An 18,343-nucleotide genomic window follows, 5' to 3' on the forward strand; every position below is an offset into this window, starting at 1 on the left:
GAAGAGTGGGGGGCGAAACTGGCTCCGGAGGGTGGAACTGTCTCGGGAGGGCGGAAGTGTCGGTGTTGTGGCTGTGGTGGCTTGTGGGGGTGTGCAGAATCGCCCTCCCCGGACAAAATCACCCTCCCGGTACAGGAACGCCCTCCGGCGCGGAGAAGGTGACAAAACACCCTCCCGCGCCGACTAAGGGGGTGGGAGCCTGTGTAAGTGGGGGTCTCAGACTGGTGAACGTGATGGTAGTTGAGTGCAAAATGTAAAAAACTATCCATTTGTGTTGTAAAAGCTGTAATATGTACTTCAAAAGTTGAGGTTTGTATTTAAGGAGTGATTGAAGTGGCACAAGCAACTGTCAATTTTCGGATGGATGCTAGTTTGAAAAAATCTCTTGAAGCTACGTGTAAAGAACTGGGGCTTACGGCTACCAGTGCATACACCATGTTTGCTGCAAAGGTCGTGCGGGAGAAGCGGATACCGTTTGAGGTGTCTATTGATCCGTTCTATTCAGAATCCAATATGAAGCGTTTGCGCAGCTCAATAGCGCAGATGGACCGTACAGGCGGCGCTGTTCACGAGGTTCTGCCCGGTGATTAAGGCGTGGACAGATTATTCTTGGGAAGAATTTCAGTATTGGCTGAAGCAAGACAAGAAAACTTTAAGACGGATATTACAGTTAATACAGTCGATTGACCGTAATGGGTACAACTGTATAGGTAAACCTGAACCTTTAAAGGGAGACCTATCGGGGTACTGGAGCGCCCGGATCGATCAAAAGAACCGGCTGGTGTTCAAGATTGATGGCGAGGTATTGCGCATAGTGCAGTGTGGAACTCATTATGGTGACCTGTGACGCTTAACTCTGCTCATGACGCTTAACTACGCTCACGTACTCCGCTTACACTGCATACGCATCCACACCCCTCGCACTACTCCCAAAAATCCCGAAATTCCCGCAACCGCCAGCGCTGCCCTAAACTGGAAACCATGAGCCCAAAGCAGTCGATTTTTACTTCTGAATCCGTAACCAGTGGACACCCCGATAAAGTCTGTGACCGCATCGCCGACTCCATAGTCGATGCCCTGCTAGAACAAGACCCGGAAGCGCGGTCTGCCGTGGAAGTGATGGCTACCACTGGGCAGGTACATCTGGCCGGCGAAATCACCACTTCCGGATATGTAGACCTGCAAACCCTGGTGCGCGAAACCATCAACGAAATCGGCTACACCTCCTCGGATATTGGTTTCGACGGAGATTCTTGCGGCGTGCTGGTATCTATCGACCGCCAGAGCCCCGACATTGCTCAAGGGGTGCAAGACTCGTGGGAAACCCGCGAAGGATTAGCAGTAGATGCTTTTGACCAGCAGGGAGCCGGCGACCAAGGGATGATGTTCGGCTACGCCTGCAACGAAACCCCTGATTTAATGCCCGCCCCGATTTGGTTGGCGCACCGCTTAGCAAAGCAGCTCGAAAAAGTACGGCGCGAAAAAATCCTCGACTACCTGTGCCCCGATGGAAAAACCCAGGTGACGGTACGTTACGAGGACGGACGCCCGGTAGGGCTCGACACCATCGTGCTCTCTACCCAGCACCGGGCATCTGCAAACCTAAAAGACCTGCGCGAAGAAGTAAAATCCGCGGTGATTGACCCGGTTATCGCCCAGGTGCCTTGGGTTGAGGATAGTGATTTCCGCACCCTCGTAAACCCGGCGGGACGCTTCATATTAGGAGGCCCGGCCGCTGATACTGGCGTTACCGGCAGGAAAATCATTGTGGACACGTATGGAGGCATGGCGCGCCACGGCGGGGGTGCGTTCTCTGGAAAAGACGCTTCCAAAGTTGATCGCTCCGCCGCCTATGCGACCAGGTGGGTAGCCAAGAACGTGGTGGCAGCCGGACTTGCAGATCGGGCGGAACTGCAGGTGGCGTACGCTATCGGCTCGGCGCACCCGGTTTCGATGGAACTGGAAACCTTCGGTACCGAAAAAGCGGATAAGACCCAGATTTTGCAGGCAGTCCGGGAAACTTTCGATTTGCGTCCGGCCGCTATTATCGACCGGCTTTCGCTGCGCCGACCTATCTATTCGCGCACCGCCGCCTACGGGCATTTCGGGCGTTCCGGGTTCACCTGGGAAGATACCGATATGGCGCGGGAGTTACGCGCCAAACTAGGGGTGTAAAACCGGCGAACAGGCTTGAAGGGCGTAAAACAAGCACACAAGGCTGGGAGCGTAAAAACCTGCGAACAAAGCTGGGAACATAAAACCGACGGGTAAATTTAAGACCGTAACTTGAGCTGCTCGCGCTGCTAGGGGATTAGCTCGGATTGCTGCTAGGAGTCTAGCTAGGGCGTACCCGTCACAATCTAGCTAGAATGAAGCCACCGCGGTCGAGATAGGACGCGCTCAGCGCGATTTACCTAGGACGCACTCGCGCAGGGCGTGACCCTTGCTATGTCGAGGTGACGTGCGTCCTATCAAGGTTCGCCCCACAGTATCGGGACTCACTCGGTACAGGGCTTGGCCTGATATGAACTAAAGCAAAAGGTGGTTATCCAGCGCTAACACACCCGCGAACCATAAAGCTCGGAATCTAGTTTTACCTGGGGCAACCTTGTTCCGCTAAGCCCTGAGGAAAACCTAATCGTGGTTTTGCTATAAGCAATTATAGAATCTGTACCGGAGCGAAAACACGGGAGAACTAATGTCTTTTTTTGAAAAAATCTTGCGAATGGGTGAAGGGCGCACCCTGAAGCGTCTTGACCGTAAAGCCAGCGAAGTACTCGCAAAAGAGGACGAATACGCTGAGTTAAGCGATGAAGAACTGAAAGACAAAACCGCTGAATTTAGAGACGCACTGGCACATGGAGCCAGTGAAGATGAAATTCTGGTGGATGCTTTCGCTACCGTGCGCGAGGCCGCCTGGCGCGTCCTCAAACAAAAGCCCTATCACGTGCAGGTAATGGGGGGTATCGCCCTCCATAATGGCAATATCGCCGAAATGAAAACCGGTGAAGGTAAAACCCTGGTTGCCACCATGCCCAGTTACCTCAACGCCCTTAGCGGCAAGGGCGTGCACGTCGTCACGGTGAACGACTACCTCGCCAGCTATCAAAGTGAACTGATGGGGCGGGTTTATCGCTTCCTGGGGCTAACAGTGGGCTGTATCGTCAATGGGCAAACCCCAACTGAGCGGGTAAAACAGTACCAAGCGGATATTACTTACGGTACTAATAACGAATTCGGATTCGATTATCTGCGCGACAATATGGTGCAGCGGGTAGAGGATATCGTCCAGCGAGGACACAATTTCGCCATCGTGGACGAGGTGGACTCGATTCTCATTGACGAAGCGCGGACTCCGCTGATTATTTCCGGTCCTGCCCAAGGTGAAGCTGACCAGTGGTATAACAAGTTTGCTTCCCTGGTGACCCGCCTGGAAAGAGACATGGATTACGAGGTAGATGAAAAGAAACATACCGTGGGGGTTACCGATGTGGGAATCGCCGCGGTAGAGGACTTCCTGGGAATCGATAATCTCTACGAAGCCTCCCATACGCCCCTAATTGGGTTCCTCAACAACGCGATTAAAGCAAAAGAGCTGTTCAAACGGGATCGTGACTATATTGTGCGCAACCGGGAAGTGCTAATCGTAGACGAACACACCGGTCGCGTCATGGAGGGACGGCGCTACAACGAGGGAATGCATCAGGCAATCGAGGCCAAGGAACACGTCCCGGTCAAAGCCGAGAATCAGACTCTGGCCACCATTACTTTGCAGAATTATTTCCGCCTGTACAACAAACTTGCGGGCATGACCGGTACGGCTGAAACCGAAGCGGCCGAGTTCATGAATACCTACAAGATTGGGGTACTTCCGATTCCGTCTAATAAACCGATGATTCGCATTGACCAGCCGGATTTGGTTTATCCTTCCCGGCGCGGAAAACTCAAGGCAATCGTGGAGGATATTAAGGAACGTCACGAGAAAGGTCAGCCGATTCTGGTGGGCACTACCGATGTCGCCAAGTCGGAAGAACTTTCGATAATGCTGGACGAGGCCGGTGTGCCTCACAATGTGCTTAACGCTAAACAGCACGCTCACGAGGCGCAGGTGGTGTTCGAGGCAGGACGTAAAGGCATGGTTACGGTAGCCACCAATATGGCTGGTCGTGGTACCGACATTATGCTGGGTGGCAATCCGGAACATATTGCTGACCAGAAGCTGCGTTCGCAGGGACTTGACCCGGAAGAAACTCCCGATGAATGGCGTAAAGCCTGGTCGGATGCTTTATCTCAGGCCGAGGCAGAGGTTGCTGACGAGCATGAAGAGGTCGTGGAACTGGGGGGATTGTACGTCCTCGGTACTGAACGCCACGATGCGCGTCGGATTGATAACCAGTTGCGAGGGCGTTCTGGTCGTCAAGGCGACCCGGGGGAATCCCGTTTCTACCTGGCAATGGACGATCCGCTAATGAAGAAGAATATGGCGGCGTTTGTTACCCGCTTTATGAATTCTTCCATGTATCCAGAAGATTTGCCTTTGGAATCCAAGCTGGTGTCAGGGCGGATTCAATCTGCTCAGCATCAAACCGAGGCGCAAAACTTCGAGATTCGTAAGAACGTCCTCAAATATGACGACGTAATGACTGATCAGCGTGATTTGATTTATCGGGAACGCCAAGAGGTTCTGCAAAAGGAAATTGATCTTGACGAGCTGGTTCCCTCCTATATGCGCAGCTTAATTAAAGAGGCAGTGTCTCAGGCTACCGCCGAGGGGGCTGATTCTAACGAATGGGATTTGGAGAAGCTTTGGAATAACCTGCGCGCCCTCTATCCGGTTCGGGCTTCGCTGTCGGATTTAAAGGACGAGGACGGCAATTTCTTGCATATCACCGCCTCTGAACTAGAGGAGATGCTGCAAAATGATATTGCCGATGCCTATGAAGAGATTCTGGATCAGGTAAACGAAAACCCGATTGCGATTGATCAGCTCGGTGACCAGCCGATGGCAGAACTGGAGCGCCGCGTTTTGCTGGCTACGGTGGATAGGCTGTGGCAACAGCACCTTTATGAGATGGACTACCTGAAAGAGGGGATTGGTCTGCGGGCTATGGGGCAGCGTGACCCCTTGGTGGAATACAAATCCGAGGGCGCGCTCATGTTCGAGAACATGATGGGGCAGGTGCGTGAAGATACTATTACCGGTATTTTCAATTTCTCTCACCAGTTCCAGCAGGTCTATGAGCAACAACTAGAGGCAGAAAAACAGCAAGAAGAGCAGGTTAAAAAGAAGGCTCTGGCTGAAGGCTCGGTAATGGGGGACACCGGTCATCAAGAATCCTCAAAAACTCTACCGGCGAACGCTGGAGAGTCTGAGCAGGGTGCGGCATTCGGTGGTGACGCTGCTCGGCAAGTGGCCGCTAATGGTGGTAATCGTGCTCAACGCCGCGCCCAAAAGAAAGCTAAGAAACGCCGGTAGTTTGTGGGGTTTGCACGGTCTGCGTCCTTATCGGATTTGAGGGTCTTTTCCGGTGTATTTATCCGATTTCGAGGGCGCAGATTCGCCAGGTTTTTCCCCAGGGTTTTAGACGCATGGCTACTGCGCGTACCCGGGAGCCGTCATTGATGCTGACTGCTACTTCTATTCCGTCAAATCCGAGGGTTCCTTCACCTACTCGCCGGTAGCAGATGCGTCGTACTTGAATCGGCTGGGGTAACGGATGGTGAAGTTCGCTGCGTGCTAATGCAAGAAAAGGTTTGCGCAGTTCGGCGGTAAACCAGTTGGCGGTTGCTTGTACGGAGCGTCTGCCAGAAAACACTTCAAATATGGTTTTTACTGCCGCGGCTACCCACGGTTTTATCTGAGGTAGAGCGCTGAGGGATTCGGCTTGTTTCGAGGTGGACAGTACTTCTGGTTTTACTTTTGATGGGGGTAGGAGTGTTTGTACTTCAAGAGCTCCATATTTTGGGCTGAGGGGAATCTGGGGGAGTTCGGGACAGATTATCGCTACCGGTCCGGAGTTTGATCCGTCTTGAGGGCAGATAGTAACTATTGGTTTTCCTGGTGGAAATAGTTCGCGGGCGGGTTGCTCGCTGTGTATAGGGCTGGCTTCTGCTGGCGCTACTTCCCGGAGGAAGGGCTGCCTAAGTGCTAGGCTCATGGGCTTGGTTTCCTTAAGTTGAGAAATTTCGGTCTCTAGTCCTTTAGGGGCGTTGGGGGAACAGGCATCATTGCCGGTTATCGCTTGCGCGTTATTAGAGAGCTAAATCACTCTTATCTGCAAGGCAAAAGTGTCCGAAGGGTCTGTGTAAAGCCGAGTATTAAGCAATGATTAAAGTGAGATTAGTAAAATTGGAGAAGTGTGGCTGTGGGTGGTGTTGATAGAGGTAAGTAAGAGGTTATTGGTTAGAATCAGTATGTGCGAATCTACCTCCCACTGGCAGCCAACGACCTTTTTGAGCCGCAGCTATATTCGCCCTATTGTTGGACGGGCAATCAGAGCTTTAGCAATCTTTGGGGGCTAGATCCTCTAGATAGTGAGCAAGCAGAGGATATGGCAATGTCTATGGCGGCTATGGATTGCTTGGGGAAAGTTATCGAGGGTTATCAAGGTCGCATAGTTGCAGCCTTAGATGCAGATGTAAGTGAGCTAAATGGTCAAAACACTCCCGGGGTATTGGCGGTAAAAGGCGCTTTTACCTGGCAGCGCCTGGTCAGTGTGCATCTTGATTTAAGCGAAAATCTTCCCCTTTGCGAACAGGTAAGACGCGCGATTACTGTGGCGCAAGCTAAAGCCTGGTGTCGCGGAGATTTTACTAGCGTTCCCGATGGTTCAGCTAGTAATGAGCCGCTTGGCTTAAACGATATAGAGGCGGGGAAAAACACTGATATTGCGGGCGTAGAAAATGCAGAAAGTACCGCCCAGGGGCTTGAGCTATGGCGGCAGCTGGCAGCAGAGCCGCTTTCTTGGTTTGACGCAAGTGAACTTGAGTATTTGCGTCGCTATCTGCGCGAATCCTAAGAGCGGCGAAGCGTCAAGTCCTTAGAGCGCCTAGGTGCCAACTGATTAAAGTAACTAGCCGCCGAGAGTCTGGGGCTACCTGTTCCTAGAGTTGCCCCTACCTCTGTACCTTGGCGGATAGTCTGAGGAGTCTAACAGTCCCGCTCCGCTTCCTGGCTATATCCCTGGGCAGCTAAAACGCTACGTAACTGATGCATACTGTCTGCTAAATCTTCCTTAGAGGCGGGGTGGGCGTGTGCAAATTTGATGTCCTCCATCGAATTTGCCGGGATTAAGTGCAGATGCAGGTGGGGTACGTCAAACCCGGCGATGCTCAGGCAGGAGCGCTCAGTGGCGAAAGCCTCGCGCTGGGCACGTCCAATAATTTGTGCCACTTTCATCAGATGTTGCAGTTCCTCAGTGGGAGCGTCCCAATAGTTTTCGACCTCCCGGCGCGGAACTAGCAGTACGTGTCCAGGGGTGATGGGATTAATGTCGGCAAAAGCGACACAAATATCGTCTTTCCAGCAAAAATGTCCAGGAATTTCCCCGGAGATAATGCGAGTAAAAATGGTGGACATACTTCCTCCTCGGGTCGATACTTATATCTCTCATAATAGGACGAGGGTGGGCTGAGAATAGTTTTTGAGCAAAATCCGCAACACGCGCCGATAATACTTGCTGAACGAATCCTATTACGTAGGATTTTCGTTTGACCAAGAGGGCAAACAATACTAACCCTAAACTAAAGGTTTAGGGTTATATCGGAGGGCGACCGTGACAGTACCAGACACTAACCTGGCAGATATTAAAGTCGTAGGCATCGGCGGAGGCGGGGTAAACGCCGTAAACCGCATGATTGATTTCGGATTAAAAGGCGTTGAATTTATCGCCATTAACACTGATGCTCAAGCACTGATGATGTCCGACGCTGATGTAAAACTCGACATCGGTCGCGAAGAAACTCGCGGTCTAGGGGCAGGAGCCGACCCCAAAGTCGGTGAACGGGCAGCCGCCGACAACGAAGAAGAAATAAAAGACACCCTACAAGGTGCAGATATGGTGTTCGTGACCGCCGGTGAAGGTGGTGGAACTGGCACTGGTGGCGCTCCGATTGTGGCGCGAGTAGCCCGAGAAATGGGAGCACTCACTATCGGGGTAGTAACCAGACCCTTTGCTTTCGAGGGCAAACGTCGTCAAACCCAGGCAGAAGCCGGGGTAGAAGCGCTGCGTAAAGAAGTCGATACCATTATCGTGATTCCCAACGATCGCCTACTAGAAATCTCCGATCAAAACATATCAATCGTTGATGCATTTGCCGCTGCTGATGAAGTCCTCCACTCCGGGGTACAGGGCATAACTGACCTGATTACCACCTCCGCCCTCATCAACGTAGACTTTGCGGACGTAAAAAGCGTGATGAAAGGAGCAGGAACCGCCCTAATGGGGATTGGTTCTGCCACCGGCGAGGATCGCGCGATTCGCGCCGCCGAAGCCGCCTTTATGTCCCCGCTGCTAGAAGCCGATATTGATGGAGCGCTCGGGGTGTTGATGTTCTTCCAAGGCGGCTCAGATATGGGTCTAATCGAGGTACACCGCGCTGCCGATATGGTCAGGGAAATGGTACACCCCGAAGCCAATATTATTTTCGGTGCCAACGTAGACGAATCCCTGGGCGACCAAATCAGAGTAACCATTATTGCTGCCGGATTTGATGAGCCTAGAACCGCTAAAGGTAAAGCTAAAAGCGTGAAATCAGAACCGAGAGTTCCCGGCTCTGCCGCACGGTCTGAAAATACTTCCACCAGCGCTCCGGCGGTGAAAGAAACGCCGGTCAGCTCCGAGGACTCCACGCTCACTACCTCTATCCCCACATTTCCACGCCGAGCAGCCTTAAAAGAGGACGAACGCAGCGTTGGAGATTTACCCCGAGTTAGCACCTCAGGTGGGGCGCACCGCTTACCGGTGACCCCTCCCTCCAGAGATGCTTTTAACCGCAACGAAGGGGGCAGCGGACGTAGCTACCAGGATAACTTTGGGATAAATAACCGGAGCGAAGATGACTCTACGCTCACCGTGCCTCGGGTATTCGAGGACGACGAGCGCGAATCGGGACTGGATGTACCCGACTTTATGCGGTAGGTCGCCATGTTTAAAATAGGCGGTGCGCAAGCAGTTTTTACCAATCGGATTGGTGGAAAATCAACTGGAGCATATGCAACTCTTAACCTGGGAAATCACGTAGGTGATGACTTAGAGATAGTTGCGCAGAACCGGAGGATTGTAGCCGATGCAATTGGACGGAAAGTGGTTTGGATGCATCAAACCCACTCCAATCGGGTGGTGCAAGTTCACCCCGGTTATACCGACGCTCCTGCCGAAGGGGACGCGGTAATTATTGATAGCCGGGAGTTCATTGAACTGGGTTTAACCACCCCCGCAGCGGCCGTAATGGTTGCCGATTGCGTTCCCCTACTGCTTTCCTCCGATGACGGATTGCTGGTAGCAGCTGTCCATGCCGGTAGAGCCGGGACAGTAACCGGAATTGTGCGAGAAACCGTAATCGCAATGCGCAAACTGGGGGCAGAAAACGGCAAAATATATGCTGCTATCGGTCCGGCAATCTGCGGAGCCTGCTATGAAGTTCCAGAAGCGATGCGCCGACACGTTACCGGGCACGTCCCGGCTGCTTGGTCACGCACTCGGGAAGGCAGTCCCGGTCTGGATTTGAAAGCCGGAGTAATTTCGCAGCTTAGGGCGGCAGGAGCACGCATTACTTTTGTGTCTAAACGCTGCACCTTTGAAGACCGTAACCTGTATTCATATCGGCGTGATAACGCTACCGGACGTTTCGCGGGGATTATTCTAGGGAAAACTAAACTTACTTCCGGCTGAACTGTGCTTTTTTATTTGTGTTTTTCAAAACACGCCGTGGCAATACTTCAAAAAACCTTTACGACAATTAACGTTTCTATAGACCCGCATTAAAAGAAGGAGAACCTGATGGGCGCTTTGAGGAAAACGATGGACTATTTCGGTCTATCCGAACCGCAAGAGAACGAAGCTTACAGTGACGAGCTACAAAGCGAAGTTCCCGACTCTGAAGTCCCCGCCCCTCGTCCTCGGATAGTAGAACCAGCGGTGCGTTTTCCCCATGCGGTCAAATCTTCCGCAGAACCCGCGGTAGAGCTGAAACGAATCGTAACTATTCGTCCTACCACCTACAACGAGGCTCAAAGCATCGGGGAAGCCTTCAAAGAGGGCACTCCGGTAATTATGAACCTGGGGGCAATGAATGACCTGGAAGCACGGCGAATGATTGATTTCGCTGCCGGTCTTAGCTTCGCCCTCGATGGGGGAATAGAAAAAGTAACTAACCGGGTATTTTTGCTGTCGCCAAAGTCGGTGCAAGTAGACGAGGGCGCGTCCTCCCTGAGTTCCAAAAAAGACTTCTTTAATCAAAGCTAGTAGATGGTTGCTTTAGTCTATTGGGTTGGTCAGATAGGTAGATTACTTCTTCAGCTCTACCTTTTGGCGTTAATAGTTAGGGCGGTGCTGTCGTGGGTTTTGGCGTTGAATCCCTCGTGGCGTCCTAGTAACTCGTTTACTCTGTTTATCTGTAATCTGATTTTTGGGATTACCGACCCGCCCCTAAGGTTTTTAGGAAAATTCATTAAACCTTTACGGCTTGGGACTATCGCCCTAGATTTGAGTTTTATCGTATTATTCTTGCTGGTCACAATCTTAATTAAGGTTTGGATTTTTATCGTTAGCTGATTTTTAGTTCTGCTGCAGAGTTAGAACCGCAGAAAAATACCTAAAATGTTGCCGAAAGCCACAGATGTTACTATTGTTGAAGATGTGGAAGTTGAGCAGATCTCCGGTATGCTTGTTTCCAACTGCAACCTATAGCGCAGAAGTTCCCCGCGGCAGGTAAGATGCCTACCCTGGGAGAAAGAAAATAGATAACTGAGGTGACAGGTATGGCTCTGCTGACTGCTGAAGATGTCCACTGGAAGCAATTCCAGGCGACCAAATTTCGCGAAGGCTACGATCAGGAAGAAGTAGACGAGTTCTTAGATGAGGTCGTAGAAACTATCGCGACACTTCAAGATCAAAATGCTTCCTTAAAAACCGAGCTAGATGAAGCTCGCCAACAGGCAGCTTCCGGTGGGGTAGCTCCCGCTTCCAGCGACAATAACGAAGAAGTTGCCGCACTCAAGGCGCAACTGGACACTGCGAATATGCAGATTGCTCAGATGCAAGCCGAAGTGCAGCAATATCAAGCTGCCGCTGCCGAGGGTAATCCGCAAGCTGGTGAACAAATCCAGGCGCTACAGGCTCATTTGGCGCAAACACAGCAAGAGTCTCAAGCAGCTTTGGCACAGTCCCAAGCCGAGACTCAGCAGGCAATCGCCGAAATCGAGCAGCTGCGTGAACAGTTGGCACAGGCAGAACAGAATATGCAAGCTGCTGCCCAGCCAGCCCCCGCTGAGCAGCCCGAAGACGCGACTTCCATGTTGGCTCTAGCTCAACGCGTACATGACGAATATGTCCGTAACGGTCAAAAGGAAGCCGACCAGATTCTGGAAGATTCCCGCCTCAAAGGTGACCAGATTGTACGGGAAGCAAACGATGAACGTCGTCGCGTACTAGAACAGCTAGAATCTGAACGGGCAGACCTCGAAGCCCGAGTAGACGACCTCAAAGCATTCGAGAATGATTACCGCCAGAAAGTTCGCGAACATCTACATGCTTTAATAGGTCAGCTAGATGCCCAAGAGGCATAAATAGTTTGCTTATAGTCCCTTCCATATTGCCTGGAGGGTGAAAGTGGCGATGCCACCACCAGAGTGGTGACATCGCCACTTTTTTATTAAATTTAGGTATTACCCCCTAAAGTTAGATTTAGATTTAGCCGACCTGGGAAGAAGATGAAACACCAAAAAAAGGGAAAACTGGCACCGCTTCTGGTCATATTTGCGTTCGTGGCCATCCCGGTGTTGATTATTGACCAAGCTACCAAGACCTGGGCGCTACGTACCCTGGAAATCGGGGCAGAACCTAAGCCATTATTGGGGAACTTTATCGGTTTGCAACTGGTGCGCAATCCCGGTGCTGCTTTCTCCCTCGCGGAGAGTTTCACTTGGGTATTTTCATTGATAGCTCTGGTGGTTTTAGCAATAATTATCTGGAGCGGACGTAATATGACCGCTACTTCCTGGCAAATATCTCTTGGTCTGCTAGCGGGTGGAGCGCTGGGAAACCTGGTGGATCGGATTGCGCAGCCCCCAGGGATATTTCGCGGTCACGTCGTTGATTTCTTGAACTATCGCTCACTGTTTGTAGGTAATATAGCCGATATTGCGATAGTAGTAGCAGTAATATCCGTAGTTATTCTCGTGGTGTTAGGCGTTCCTTCGGTAAAGACGAATCATGCTTATAAGCCGGAGCGTGTGCGAGCCTAAAATGCGCGAGCACCTTTCAATCCGCCTTGGAAATTCGGTCTCTCAAATGCGTCTGGATCAGGCAATTGCTTTGCAAGTGGGGATTTCTCGTTCTCTGGTTGCCAAACTAATAAAACGGGGCGACCTCAAAATTAATGGGCGTCGTCCTCGGAAATCGGACGAAGTTTTCGCGGGAGATCAGGTGGAAATCCTGTTACCGGATACTTCTGAAAAGAGCCTGGAAACTCCAGCTGAGCTGCCTATCCTTTATGAGGACGCCGATGTAGTGGTGGTTAATAAACCGGTAGGAATGGCTGCGCACGCAGCGCCGGGATGGGAGGGAGCTACCGTTGTTGGCGCGCTCTTGGCAAAGGGCTGCCAAATCTCTACCTCGGGACCGAAGGAACGCTGTGGGGTTGTGCATCGCCTTGATGTGGGGACTAGCGGTGTCATGGTTGTGGCGAAAACGGAACTTGCTTTTGAGGCTCTCAAGCGGGATTTTCACGATCGCAAGGTGCAAAAAATTTATCACTCCCTGGTTCAGGGGTATATTGAACCAGCAGAGGGCACAATTGAGGCTCCGATAGGTCGCCATCCCTCCCGAGATTTTAGAATGGCCGTGGTTGAGGGGGGGAAACCAGCTATTTCACATTATCGCACTTTAGAGCGGTTTTTGGGGGCTTCTCTGGTTCAAGTTCATCTGGAAACTGGGAGAACTCATCAGATTAGGGTGCATATGCAGGCAATTCAGCACTGTATTGTGGGCGACCCTATCTATGGAGGCAATCCGGTTCAAGCGAAACAACTCGGGCTAGAACGCCAGTGGCTACACGCGGTCAGTTTGACCTTTACACATCCACGAACCCAAAAAGACCTGACCGTTAATGCGCCCCTGACTAAAGATTTAGCAGTGGCATTAGAAATACTACGAGCCCAAGAGGACTGTTAAGCCTGATATTTGAAGTTTCCCGCTTTGAAAATGCCCTGTGGTTTTGGTTTTTGTGCTGGGGCGGTTTTGCCGGTTTTGGGAGGGGGGAATGGTTTCTGCTCTGCTGTGGTGTTGAGTCGGGAGGGCGGAAATGTCTGGGGAGGGTGGAATGGTTAGGGGCGTGCTGGTTACCAGGGGTTTTGCTGGCAGAATCGCCCTCCCGGTGCAGAATCACCCTCCTGATGTGGGACTATCTGCTGGGAATAGGTTTCTGCTGGTGTTTAGGTGCTTTGTGCTTGCAGAATGACACTCCGGGTGCGGAATCGCCTTCCGGGTGTGGGAATATCTGCTGGGAATAGGTTTCTGTTGCTGGCTATGTGCTTTAAGCTTGCGGAATCGCCCTCCAGGTGCGGGAGGATTTACAACTAAAGCCTGTCCCCAGTAGTAGATAATGACAGGCGGTGCTGTTGGGGACAGAAGAAATCTTGCCGAGGTAAGTCGCTAGGAAGTATTTTCACCCCATGCCTGAGGAAAAACCAAGCTATACTCGTTCCCAATTCCTGCACGCTTCCCGCGCTGCACGCCAAGGAGAGCAAGTCCTAGAGCAAGCTGAAAAGCGATTACGCTCTGAACAAGGTGGGTTAAAAGCGCGACTTACGCCCTCACCGACAGTAGTTGCCGCTGCACTGGTAGCAATCGTGATTGTGGCAGTTATGGCGGGCTGGGCACAAGGCAAAACCCCGACCGCCAAGACCTCCTCACCCTCCTCCTTCCCCTCCTCTACGTCGATAAACTCCTCAGACGCTTCCCCAGTCGCGTCCTCAGCAGTGGCTGCCCAAAAAGTATTGGTGCACGTAGCTGGGAAAGTAAAGAAACCGGGGGTGGTGCGTCTAGATGCGGATTCACGCGTAGAAGACGCCATTAACGCTGCCGGTGGGGTGCTTGCCAATACCGATGTGAGCGCTCTTAATCTGGCGCGAAAAGTTAATGATGGTGAACAGATTTTAGTAGGTGTCGAGGGCGCAGACTCTAGTGCAAACGGTGAAACCGGGGGGACTGCGGATGGGGGAGGGAAAATATCGGGAGGAAATAGGAAAATTTCTATCAATCAAGCCACAAAAGAACAGCTAGAAAAGCTTCCGGGAGTGGGGGAATCTCTCGCAGAACGAATTATTGCCTATCGCCAGGAGCAGGGAAAGTTTCAAAGCGTTGAGGATTTGAAAAATGTGTCGGGAATAGGCGAGAAAAAATATGCTGCTCTCGCTGGCATGATTAGCTTGTAGTCGGTCATGAACAAGAAAGTTCTTGACCTGCGTTTAGCGCCGCCAGTATTAAGCGCCTGGCTGGGGGCGCTGGTACTGCCAGCCATGCCACTTAAATGGATACCGGTTATTAGTGCACTAGCTCTCGTTCTTAGCGCAGGGTTCTTAATCGCCGTATATAAAGGGCGCTTGGCAAAAGTGGGATTGGTGTCGGCTCTAGCTGTCGGCGCGTTAGGTGGGGTAGGGGTGAGCCTCACCCAGTCGGCTAGGACGCTAGCAGCCGATCCTTTAGCGCGTGCCTGGCAAGGAAATATCGCGGTTACTAAAGTGATAGCCCAGGTAGAGACGCCGCCGCGAAAATATGCGCCAGACAGTGACCAGCAGATAGTCCAGTTAAAACTGCAAAAAGCGCAAATACCGGGTTCCGCCCCGGTTAATACCGGGTTGAAAATCATGGCGTTCGGTAGCGGTATGCCTACTTATCCTCGCGGAACCATCCTGCAATCTGCAATAAAACTAGAAAAATCCCCTAGTAGCGCAAATCTGGACATTACAAATAATGGCGGGATAAGTGCTAATAGTTTGATTGAAATTCGGGGACAACTATTGTCTACCCCCAAAGTTAGAGCCGGGCCGCGCGGAGCGGCGGCCCTGAAACAAAAGTTCGCGACCCGGCTGGAAGAAAAACTGGCGGCAGTAAAATCCCCGGCCGCAGCAACGCTGCTGCCGGCCATGATTCTAGGAATCAGAGCTGATACGTCGGCGGATAGCGAAGCGTTAAAAATTGCGGGGATTGTGCATATTACCTGTGTATCGGGAATGCATATCTCGGTTCTGATTTCCCTGGTAGCGCTGCTTAGCGCGGGATTTGCTAGACGATGGCGTCTGTTAATATGTGGAACTTTGTTAGTCGGGTATTGTCTACTACTCGGACCATCCCCCTCGTTACTGCGCGCCAGTGTCATGGGAATGGTTAGCATGTTAGCCCTGGCAGCAGGGCGCGAACCTTGCTCATTTAGTTCCCTAGCAGCAGCGATAATTGGTTTACTTATTTTTAACCCTGCTTTTGGTTCTGATATAGGTTTTTTGCTTTCAGTCAGTTCCACTGCCGCGATTGTATTGGCGGTTCCCTTTATCGAGAGAAAAGTACAGAATCTAACTACCCTGTGGGGCTCTAGGTTTCCCCGCCCTTCATTAAAAATAATTGCTGGCAAGTATTATGACTACCTGAAAAAGGGCTTTCAATCCTTGCTGAGCGTGGGGCTGGTAAGCCTGGTGGCACAACTAGCTTGCCTACCGGGGCAACTCTTAATCCGTCCCGGAATCAATACCTTGACCGTCCTCGCCAATGTAGCTATCGCTCCGGTAGTTACCTTGCTGATTTGGGGCGGCGCTATTTTAGTTTTCTTACCTCTACCTGGTTATTTACTGGCTAGGGTACTTGCTTTCGGGTGTGAGTGGGTGATGGTTGTTGCCCAGGCTGTATCCGCTAATCGCTTCGCGATTTTGCCTTGGCCACAAGGAATACCCGGCTTATTGGCACTGGGAGCTTTGGTGGCAGGAATAGTTTTTATTTGGCGCTGCTACTTTCCAAAAAGGGGTAAGAGATGGCAATGTTGAAGCATGGCGGAAAAACTGATGACTTGGCGCGAGTGCACCTTAGCACCCGTGGTGTTGATTCGAGGACCGGAGAAACTGTTGTCGGATCGAGCTGTTTCCCGCCTGAAACAGTTAGGACGTAACCAGGATTCTACTCTAGCTATTACCGAAGTGACCGCTGGCAGTTACCAGGCGGGGGCTTTGGGCTCGCTTACTTCTCCCTCTCTATTTGGGGAGGCTCGTTTGATTATCGTTCCAGATTTTGAATCTGCTGATGAAACTCTGGGGGATGATTTAGCAGCCTATCTGGCATCTCCGCAGCCAGATTGCTGGATTATTACCTGTCACGACGGCTCAAATAAAGGGAAACGCCAGGTAGATAAAATAAAAAAGGCGGGGGCGCGGGAAGTTAAAGTCGCGAAAATCAAGAATGCCCGCGACAAACTGTCTTTAGTGGTTGAGGAAGTACGCACGGTTGGGGGACGCATAGAGCCAGCCGGGGCGCAGCTGTTGGTAGATGCGCTTGGTGAGGATTTGGCAGAACTAATCGGGGCGGCTAGGCAACTGGTTTCCGATTATCCGCAGGCAGTAACTTTGCAGGCAGTGCAACAGTTTTATGGCTCGCGGGTGGGGGCTAGCGGTTTTAATGTGGCAGATGCGGTAGCTGTCGGGAACTTGTCGCGCGCCCTCGTTTTACTACGGCAAGCATTTTCTTCCGGGGTGGAGCCGGTCGCGATTGGGGGTGCGCTCGCCCTAAAGTTCCGTAGCCTGGCGAAAGTAAGCGGCCGGGGAGTTAGTCCTGCCGAGTTGGGGATGGCGCCTTGGCAGGTGCAGAAAGCGCGGCGGGAGGTGTGCGGCTGGACTGACGCGCAGCTAGCGGAGGCAATTAGGGTTATTGCGCAAGCTGACGAGGACGCGAAGGGCGCTAGCCGCGATCCGCAGTATGCGTTAGAGGCTGCGGTTAGGAAAATCTGTCTTTTACGGCAGCGTTAAAGGGAGAGGAAAAAGTTAGGAGAAGCAATGGTAATGCAGCGTAAAACGAAGCAGCGGGACGCGATTATGGCAATCATGGCTGATGAAACGGATTTTCGTTCTGCGCAACAGGTACACACTGCCCTGGCTCTAGCTGGGCAAACCGTGGGATTAGCTACTGTTTACCGCAACCTGCAAGCCCTAACCGAGGCAGGAGAGCTGGATAGTTTACGTTCCGAGGACGGAGAAACTCTTTATCGGCGTTGTGCTAAGCGCCGTCACCATCACCACTTGGTATGTAGGAATTGTGGCTATACGGTAGATATTCAAGATGACCAGTTAGAACAGTGGATTGGTAAGATTGCTCGGCGCTATAAGTTCAGCGATATTGAACATATGGCTGATGTTTTCGGGTTATGTGAGAGCTGCGAATCCAAAGTCGAAAAATAGGGTGTACGTCCTTTTTATAGGGGAAAGTGCTGTTTGGAAGGGTTTAGGTTAGCTTTATGGGGTGGGGCGGTTTTCAAAAATCAATACCCATAGGGAATTCATAGGTTATTCCTCTTAGTCTCATAAATCGTTTCTTTAACGTGTTGGTATCACTTAAGGAAACGAGAAGGAGGAAATATGAGTTCCGAAAATGAATCTAAACCGAAGAATCTAAATGAGGCTAATAGTTCTGCGAAGCCGGGTGAGAATCTGGATAGTCAAGAACCGCAAGCAAGTACGGAATCGCTTGAACCTGGTTCTTTGAAACAAGAAAACCAGTCAGAAAGTCATGCTAGTAGCGCGAATACGGAAGTAACCGAAGAATTACCGGCCCCAGAATTACCGGCCCCACTTCCGATGGGGTCAGAAATCCAGGCTGCTCAGGGCGTTGCTACCGGGTCTATTTCAGGTAACGAGGACGAATCGACTGTAGCTGCGACCGAGCGGACATTAACACAAGAATCTTTTAACCCGGTTAATCTCAAAGTTGAAAAGGGGAAGAAATCGGGACGAATTGCCAGATCATTTCAGAAAACCTGGGTGAAAGTAGTGTCCGTGGTGGGGGCGGCAATTATTGTTTTCAGACGCGGGCTGGGGGTGGGGATGGCGATTCATAGTGGTGGAGGACATCCCCATATGCCGCCGGGA

General features: G+C 51.6%; 20 protein-coding genes. 18 read left to right on the plus strand and 2 right to left on the minus strand.

The features are described from left to right. The 5 genes from QZT94_RS03725 to secA all read left to right on the plus strand — a co-directional run. Window positions 1-257 (plus strand): hypothetical protein (locus QZT94_RS03725; protein WP_296773176.1); only part of this gene is annotated, 257 nt, incomplete at its 5' end. A 76-nt stretch (window positions 258-333) separates the two neighbouring features. After that, window positions 334-591: a type II toxin-antitoxin system RelB/DinJ family antitoxin gene (locus tag QZT94_RS03730; RefSeq protein ID WP_072509255.1), complete on the plus strand. Its 258-nt coding sequence runs from the start codon at window positions 334-336 to the stop codon at window positions 589-591. Then, window positions 584-847 (plus strand): Txe/YoeB family addiction module toxin, encoded by a 264-nt coding sequence (locus QZT94_RS03735; RefSeq protein ID WP_072509256.1) that lies wholly within the window; start codon window positions 584-586, stop codon window positions 845-847. Before QZT94_RS03730 ends, QZT94_RS03735 begins: the two co-directional genes overlap by 8 nt. 134 nt (window positions 848-981) lie before the next feature. Further along, the gene (gene metK, locus QZT94_RS03740) at window positions 982-2,175 is read left to right on the plus strand and encodes a methionine adenosyltransferase (protein WP_296761379.1); all 1,194 of its coding nucleotides are present in this window, start codon (window positions 982-984) and stop codon (window positions 2,173-2,175) included. 523 nt (window positions 2,176-2,698) lie between these two features. After that, window positions 2,699-5,476 (plus strand): preprotein translocase subunit SecA, encoded by a 2,778-nt coding sequence (gene secA / locus QZT94_RS03745; protein WP_296761382.1) that lies wholly within the window; start codon window positions 2,699-2,701, stop codon window positions 5,474-5,476. Window positions 5,477-5,534: 58 nt separating this feature from the next. Here the strand turns inward: secA and QZT94_RS03750 are convergent, their stop codons facing one another. Next, the gene (locus tag QZT94_RS03750) at window positions 5,535-6,158 is read right to left on the minus strand and encodes an Rv3235 family protein (protein ID WP_296761385.1); all 624 of its coding nucleotides are present in this window, start codon (window positions 6,156-6,158) and stop codon (window positions 5,535-5,537) included. Window positions 6,159-6,416: 258 nt separating this feature from the next. Between QZT94_RS03750 and QZT94_RS03755 the strand changes: the two genes are divergently transcribed. Continuing rightward, on the plus strand, window positions 6,417-7,019 hold the full coding sequence (locus QZT94_RS03755; protein WP_296761387.1) for a hypothetical protein: 603 nt from the start codon (window positions 6,417-6,419) through the stop codon (window positions 7,017-7,019). A gap of 131 nt (window positions 7,020-7,150) precedes the next feature. Here the strand turns inward: QZT94_RS03755 and QZT94_RS03760 are convergent, their stop codons facing one another. Then, window positions 7,151-7,579, minus strand: a complete 429-nt coding sequence (locus QZT94_RS03760; protein WP_296761389.1) for an HIT family protein — start codon at window positions 7,577-7,579, stop codon at window positions 7,151-7,153. Between the two features lie 196 nt (window positions 7,580-7,775). Between QZT94_RS03760 and ftsZ the strand changes: the two genes are divergently transcribed. The 12 genes from ftsZ to QZT94_RS03820 all read left to right on the plus strand — a co-directional run. Then, the gene (gene ftsZ / locus QZT94_RS03765) at window positions 7,776-9,140 is read left to right on the plus strand and encodes a cell division protein FtsZ (protein WP_072509262.1); all 1,365 of its coding nucleotides are present in this window, start codon (window positions 7,776-7,778) and stop codon (window positions 9,138-9,140) included. A 6-nt stretch (window positions 9,141-9,146) separates the two neighbouring features. Beyond that, window positions 9,147-9,893, plus strand: coding sequence for a peptidoglycan editing factor PgeF (gene pgeF / locus QZT94_RS03770; protein ID WP_072509263.1), 747 nt, complete (start codon window positions 9,147-9,149; stop codon window positions 9,891-9,893). A gap of 108 nt (window positions 9,894-10,001) precedes the next feature. Continuing rightward, window positions 10,002-10,466: a cell division protein SepF gene (gene sepF / locus QZT94_RS03775; protein WP_072509264.1), complete on the plus strand. Its 465-nt coding sequence runs from the start codon at window positions 10,002-10,004 to the stop codon at window positions 10,464-10,466. A gap of 3 nt (window positions 10,467-10,469) precedes the next feature. After that, complete coding sequence (locus QZT94_RS03780; RefSeq protein WP_072509265.1) at window positions 10,470-10,775, plus strand: YggT family protein; 306 nt, start codon at window positions 10,470-10,472, stop codon at window positions 10,773-10,775. A 206-nt stretch (window positions 10,776-10,981) separates the two neighbouring features. Then, window positions 10,982-11,788: a DivIVA domain-containing protein gene (locus QZT94_RS03785; protein ID WP_072509266.1), complete on the plus strand. Its 807-nt coding sequence runs from the start codon at window positions 10,982-10,984 to the stop codon at window positions 11,786-11,788. A gap of 144 nt (window positions 11,789-11,932) precedes the next feature. Beyond that, entirely contained in the window at window positions 11,933-12,466 is a 534-nt protein-coding gene (gene lspA, locus QZT94_RS03790) for a signal peptidase II (protein ID WP_072509267.1), read from the plus strand. Window positions 12,467-12,512: 46 nt separating this feature from the next. Further along, a complete protein-coding gene (locus QZT94_RS03795; RefSeq protein ID WP_296761397.1) occupies window positions 12,513-13,394 on the plus strand; it encodes an RluA family pseudouridine synthase in 882 nt (293 codons plus the stop codon). 500 nt (window positions 13,395-13,894) lie between these two features. Next, on the plus strand, window positions 13,895-14,656 hold the full coding sequence (locus tag QZT94_RS03800) for a ComEA family DNA-binding protein (RefSeq protein ID WP_296761398.1): 762 nt from the start codon (window positions 13,895-13,897) through the stop codon (window positions 14,654-14,656). Window positions 14,657-14,662: 6 nt separating this feature from the next. After that, window positions 14,663-16,255, plus strand: a complete 1,593-nt coding sequence (locus QZT94_RS03805) for a ComEC/Rec2 family competence protein (protein ID WP_296761400.1) — start codon at window positions 14,663-14,665, stop codon at window positions 16,253-16,255. 3 nt (window positions 16,256-16,258) lie between these two features. After that, entirely contained in the window at window positions 16,259-17,227 is a 969-nt protein-coding gene (holA, locus tag QZT94_RS03810) for a DNA polymerase III subunit delta (RefSeq protein WP_296761401.1), read from the plus strand. A gap of 33 nt (window positions 17,228-17,260) precedes the next feature. After that, complete coding sequence (locus tag QZT94_RS03815) at window positions 17,261-17,656, plus strand: Fur family transcriptional regulator (RefSeq protein ID WP_296761403.1); 396 nt, start codon at window positions 17,261-17,263, stop codon at window positions 17,654-17,656. A gap of 177 nt (window positions 17,657-17,833) precedes the next feature. Next, window positions 17,834-18,343 (plus strand): hypothetical protein (locus QZT94_RS03820; protein WP_296773178.1); only part of this gene is annotated, 510 nt, incomplete at its 3' end.

Origin of the sequence: Varibaculum sp., assembly GCF_008661855.1 — a bacterium.
In the GTDB taxonomy this organism is placed as follows: domain Bacteria; phylum Actinomycetota; class Actinomycetes; order Actinomycetales; family Actinomycetaceae; genus Varibaculum; species Varibaculum timonense_A.

Excerpts from the sequence above, each read along its gene's own strand:
- QZT94_RS03750 (WP_296761385.1), bottom strand. The coding sequence starts at position 6,158 with ATGAGCCTAGCACTTAGGCAGCCCTTCCTCCGGGAAGTAGCGCCAGCA.
- lspA (WP_072509267.1), top strand. The coding sequence starts at position 11,933 with ATGAAACACCAAAAAAAGGGAAAACTGGCACCGCTTCTGGTCATATTT.
- QZT94_RS03815 (WP_296761403.1), top strand. The coding sequence starts at position 17,261 with ATGCAGCGTAAAACGAAGCAGCGGGACGCGATTATGGCAATCATGGCT.
- QZT94_RS03795 (WP_296761397.1), top strand. The coding sequence starts at position 12,513 with ATGCGTCTGGATCAGGCAATTGCTTTGCAAGTGGGGATTTCTCGTTCT.
- holA (WP_296761401.1), top strand. The coding sequence starts at position 16,259 with ATGGCGGAAAAACTGATGACTTGGCGCGAGTGCACCTTAGCACCCGTG.
- secA (WP_296761382.1), top strand. The coding sequence starts at position 2,699 with ATGTCTTTTTTTGAAAAAATCTTGCGAATGGGTGAAGGGCGCACCCTG.
- metK (WP_296761379.1), top strand. The coding sequence starts at position 982 with ATGAGCCCAAAGCAGTCGATTTTTACTTCTGAATCCGTAACCAGTGGA.
- QZT94_RS03780 (WP_072509265.1), top strand. The coding sequence starts at position 10,470 with ATGGTTGCTTTAGTCTATTGGGTTGGTCAGATAGGTAGATTACTTCTT.
- QZT94_RS03760 (WP_296761389.1), bottom strand. The coding sequence starts at position 7,579 with ATGTCCACCATTTTTACTCGCATTATCTCCGGGGAAATTCCTGGACAT.
- QZT94_RS03805 (WP_296761400.1), top strand. The coding sequence starts at position 14,663 with ATGAACAAGAAAGTTCTTGACCTGCGTTTAGCGCCGCCAGTATTAAGC.
- sepF (WP_072509264.1), top strand. The coding sequence starts at position 10,002 with ATGGGCGCTTTGAGGAAAACGATGGACTATTTCGGTCTATCCGAACCG.
- pgeF (WP_072509263.1), top strand. The coding sequence starts at position 9,147 with ATGTTTAAAATAGGCGGTGCGCAAGCAGTTTTTACCAATCGGATTGGT.
- QZT94_RS03785 (WP_072509266.1), top strand. The coding sequence starts at position 10,982 with ATGGCTCTGCTGACTGCTGAAGATGTCCACTGGAAGCAATTCCAGGCG.
- QZT94_RS03800 (WP_296761398.1), top strand. The coding sequence starts at position 13,895 with ATGCCTGAGGAAAAACCAAGCTATACTCGTTCCCAATTCCTGCACGCT.